The 3,832-nt window shown below is 60.2% G+C and carries 4 protein-coding genes; all 4 read left to right on the top strand.

What is annotated here, in order from left to right; translation table 11 throughout:
• Window positions 1-158 precede the first annotated feature (158 nt).
• Window positions 159-1,157 (top strand): phosphate ABC transporter substrate-binding protein PstS, encoded by a 999-nt coding sequence (gene pstS / locus FLM9_RS00420; protein WP_074456747.1) that lies wholly within the window; start codon window positions 159-161, stop codon window positions 1,155-1,157.
• A gap of 87 nt (window positions 1,158-1,244) precedes the next feature.
• Window positions 1,245-2,282: a phosphate ABC transporter permease subunit PstC gene (pstC, locus tag FLM9_RS00425; protein WP_074456748.1), complete on the top strand. Its 1,038-nt coding sequence runs from the start codon at window positions 1,245-1,247 to the stop codon at window positions 2,280-2,282.
• A gap of 4 nt (window positions 2,283-2,286) precedes the next feature.
• Entirely contained in the window at window positions 2,287-3,198 is a 912-nt protein-coding gene (gene pstA / locus FLM9_RS00430; RefSeq protein ID WP_074456749.1) for a phosphate ABC transporter permease PstA, read from the top strand.
• Window positions 3,199-3,221: 23 nt separating this feature from the next.
• The coding region (locus FLM9_RS00435) for a phosphate ABC transporter ATP-binding protein (protein WP_074456750.1) at window positions 3,222-3,832 on the top strand (611 nt) is incomplete at its 3' end.

Here is a 3,832-nt window from a genome sequence, read left to right on the forward strand (position 1 = left end):
TTTTCACAACTGGCTTTTTCATGGTGAGAGGGCATCCCGTGTCGGCAGCCTGTCCAGTTTTTCGAGGTGCCCTTAAGTCATTGGGTGTGGAAATTAACCTCCTGTCCCCCTAGCCTTCCTTACGGGAAGACTTTCCCTCCATGTCTCAAGAATTTTCCATGTCTGTCCTCAGCAAAAAGGCCAGGAATGCTCTTGCTGCAGTGCTTATGGGTGCAGCGCTCTTCGGTGCTGGCGAAGCCTTTCCTCAGACCCGTCTTGATGGCGCCGGCGCCACGTTCCCTGCCCCCATCTATGAGCGCTGGTTTAAGGATCTGGCGGCTGATGGCGGTCCCCAGGTCAACTACCAGGCCACGGGTTCCGGCACCGGCGTCAAGCTGTTCACCAACAACGACGTGGACTTCGGCGCCTCGGACTCCTCCATGGACGATGCAAAGGTGGCCAGGGTGCGCCGTGGCGTGGTGCAAATCCCCATGACCGGCGGTGCCATTGCGGTGGCCTACAATAAGCCCGGTTGTGACCTCAGGCTCAGTCAGAGTCAAGTGGTGGGTATTTTCATGGGGAGCATCACCAATTGGTCCACCCTGAGTTGCGCCCCCGGTATCATCACCGTGGCCCACCGCTCCGACGGTTCCGGCACCACCGCAGGCTTCACCAAATCCCTCTCGGCTTTTTCCTCGGCATGGGAAGAGAAGGTGGGCGACGGCAAAACCGTTGAGTGGCCCGTTGGCGTGGGCGGTAAGGGCAATTCCGGTGTGGCTGGCCTGATCCAGAACAAGGTGGGCACCATTGGCTACGTGAACTACGGCTACGTACAGCGCTCCGGCCTGCAGGTGGCTGCCCTCCAGAATAAGGACGGCAACTACGTAAAGCCCAGCGCCGCCACTGCCGCCGAGGGTCTGTCCAAGATCGTTCTGGACGATCAGTTGCGGGGGACAGACGCCAACCCTGCTGGCGCCAATTCCTTCCCCATTGTGTCCCTCACCTGGGTTCTGGCGTACCAGACCGGCAACGGCAGGAATCTGGATGCTCTCAAGGAGGCCTTCAACTACATGCTCTCGGACGAGGCCCAGGCCATCAGCGACTCCCTCGGTTACGTGCCTCTGCCCGACAGCGTGGTGGCCAAGTCCAAGGCTGCCGTTGCCTCCTTGCGGCCCTGAGCCACACCACGGCAAGACTGGTGCAAGCGCTCCGGCCTTGCTGCACGGGTACAGGCTCTGGATCAAGATTCCCGGTACGGCATTGTTATGGCACCCATGTTCACCCACAAGAAGCGTCCCTGGATAGAGAAACTGGTTGACCGGGCCTTCATTCGCATGACGGCCGTCCTCGCCTCCGTCGTCAGCGTGACGGTGTTCGGGATTTTCTTTACGGTGGGCTTCCAGGCGGTGTTTCAAGGGGATCTCTCCAGTCTCCTGCCTTGGAATCCGGACTCCATCTGGCAAGGCATCGCCGCCTGGAATGACGAAGAGACGTTCGGGGTGCGCTGGGGAGCCATTCCCCACTTTGGCCTGAGCTTTTTGGCCGACAGCAGTTGGAATCCCGTCCGCAATGATTACGGAGCGCTGACGCCCATCTACGGCACCCTGATGACGTCGGCACTGGCGCTGCTGCTGGCCGTGCCCCTGGGGGTGGGGACCGCGATTTTTCTGACGGAAGATTTACTACCCCAGAAGTTGAGAACCACCATTGGCTTCATGGTGGAGCTCTTGGCGGCCATTCCCTCAGTGGTGCTGGGACTTTGGGCCATGGCCATGCTCAACGGTTTTCTGGCGGCCCTCACACCGCTGCACACCCACCTGGGCTGGCTTCCTGTTTTCAGCACGGAACCCGGCGGTCCCAACCTGGCCATGGCTTCCTTGATTCTGGTGGTGATGCTGCTGCCCATCATCACGGCCGTCTCCCGGGATTCCCTCAATCAAGTGCCCCCGGAGCTGCGTCAAGGGGCCTATGCCGTTGGGGCCACCCGCTGGACCAGCATCTTCCAGGTGCTGATCCCAGCCGCCATTTCCGGGATCGTGGGGGGCGCCATGTTAGCTCTGGGGCGTGCCCTTGGGGAAACCATGGCCGTGACCATGATCATTGGCAACTCCACCAAGCTGAGCACCAGTTGGTTTGCCCCCAGCAGCACCATCGCCTCCCTGCTGGCCAATCAGTTTGGCGAGGCGGACGATATTCAAGTGTCCGCCCTGTACTACGCGGCTTTGGTGCTGATGGTCCTCACCTTCCTGGTGAACATCTGCGCCCAGGTTATCGTCAAGCGGTTTGCCTTGAAATACGACTAACGCCATGACCACCACTCAACATCCTCCAGCGGCCTCGGGATTGAACTACAACCCCTACGCCCCGCGCAACCTCTGGAATCGGGCCATGAATCTGCTGGCGGCCCTGTTTTCGGCCATGGCGGTGCTGCTGCTGGTGGCCGTCATTCTGTACGTGCTCTACAAGGGGGGAGGAGCCATCACCCCTGCCATCTTCACCGAGTTGCCGCCGCCACCGGGATTGTCCGAGCCCATGGGCATGGGCAATGCCGTCATTGGTACCACCATAGTGACGGGCATGGCGGCACTGGTGGCCGTTCCCGTTGGTGTGGGGGGCGGCATCTATCTGGCCGAGGTGGCCAGGACGGGTTGGTTTGCCCAGTCCATTCGCTTTGGTGTCAACGTGTTGGCTGGCGTCCCCTCCATCATCTGTGGTTTGTTTATTTATGCCCTGGTGGTGAACACCCGCGTTCTCTGGGGTGAGTCCTTCTCAGCCATGGCGGGGTCGCTGGCGCTGGCCGTGTTGATGTTGCCCACCATTGTCAAGACCACCGACGAGGGACTCAAGCTGGTGTCTCCAGAGTTGCGCATGGGGTCCCTGGGCATTGGCGCCTCCCGGTTTGTCACCATTACCCGCGTGGTGTTGCCGGCGGCTGTCTCCCCCATTGCCACGGGGGTGGTGCTGGGCATTGCCCGGGCCGCCGGAGAAACCGCCCCACTGATCTTTACGGCCCTGTTTTCCCCCTTCTGGCCTGACTGGTCGTCGGGGCTGGGCCTTCTGGCCCCCACGGCCACCATGTCCGTCCAGATTTACAACTTCGGCATCATGCCCTTTGCGCCCCAGATGCAATTGGCCTGGGCGGCGTCGTTTATTCTTGTGGTGATGATTCTGGCGGCCAACCTGTTGGCCCGCTGGCTGGCGCGCTTCTCCGCTTTCTGACATCCCTTCCCCCACCCCGCACCATGATGCCCTCCATTGTCGCCCCCATCATCAGTTGTGACAACGTCACCATCAGCTACGGGACGTTTGCGGCTGTCAGGAATGTTTTCCTCGACATTCCCAAGCACAAGGTGACCGCCTTCATTGGACCGTCCGGCTGTGGAAAGTCTACGGTGCTGCGATGTTTTAACCGTATGAACGACATGATTGAGTCCTTCAGCATGAAGGGTAAGGTGTTATTTCACGGTCAGGACCTGTACGGTCCTCGCGTGGATCCGGTGGAGGTGCGGCGGCGCATCGGCATGGTGTTTCAGAAGCCCAATCCTTTTCCCAAAACCATTTACGAGAACATTGCCTTTGGGGCGCGCATCAACGGGTTCAAGGGGGATATGGACGAGCTGGTGGAAACCTCCCTGCGCCGAGCAGCCGTGTGGGACGAGTGCAAGGACAAGCTCCAGGAAAATGGCCTTTCCCTTTCGGGGGGGCAACAGCAACGTCTCTGCATTGCCCGCGCCATTGCCGTGGAGCCGGAGGTGATTCTGATGGATGAACCCTGCTCTGCCCTGGATCCCATCTCCACCCTCAAGGTGGAAGACACCCTCCACGCCCTTAAGCAGAACTTCACCATTGTGAT

This window comes from Candidatus Synechococcus spongiarum (assembly GCF_900047545.1).
Lineage (GTDB): Bacteria > Cyanobacteriota > Cyanobacteriia > PCC-6307 > Cyanobiaceae > Synechococcus_B > Synechococcus_B spongiarum_C.

Excerpts from the sequence above, each read along its gene's own strand:
- pstS (WP_074456747.1), top strand. The coding sequence starts at position 159 with ATGTCTGTCCTCAGCAAAAAGGCCAGGAATGCTCTTGCTGCAGTGCTT.
- pstC (WP_074456748.1), top strand. The coding sequence starts at position 1,245 with ATGGCACCCATGTTCACCCACAAGAAGCGTCCCTGGATAGAGAAACTG.
- pstA (WP_074456749.1), top strand. The coding sequence starts at position 2,287 with ATGACCACCACTCAACATCCTCCAGCGGCCTCGGGATTGAACTACAAC.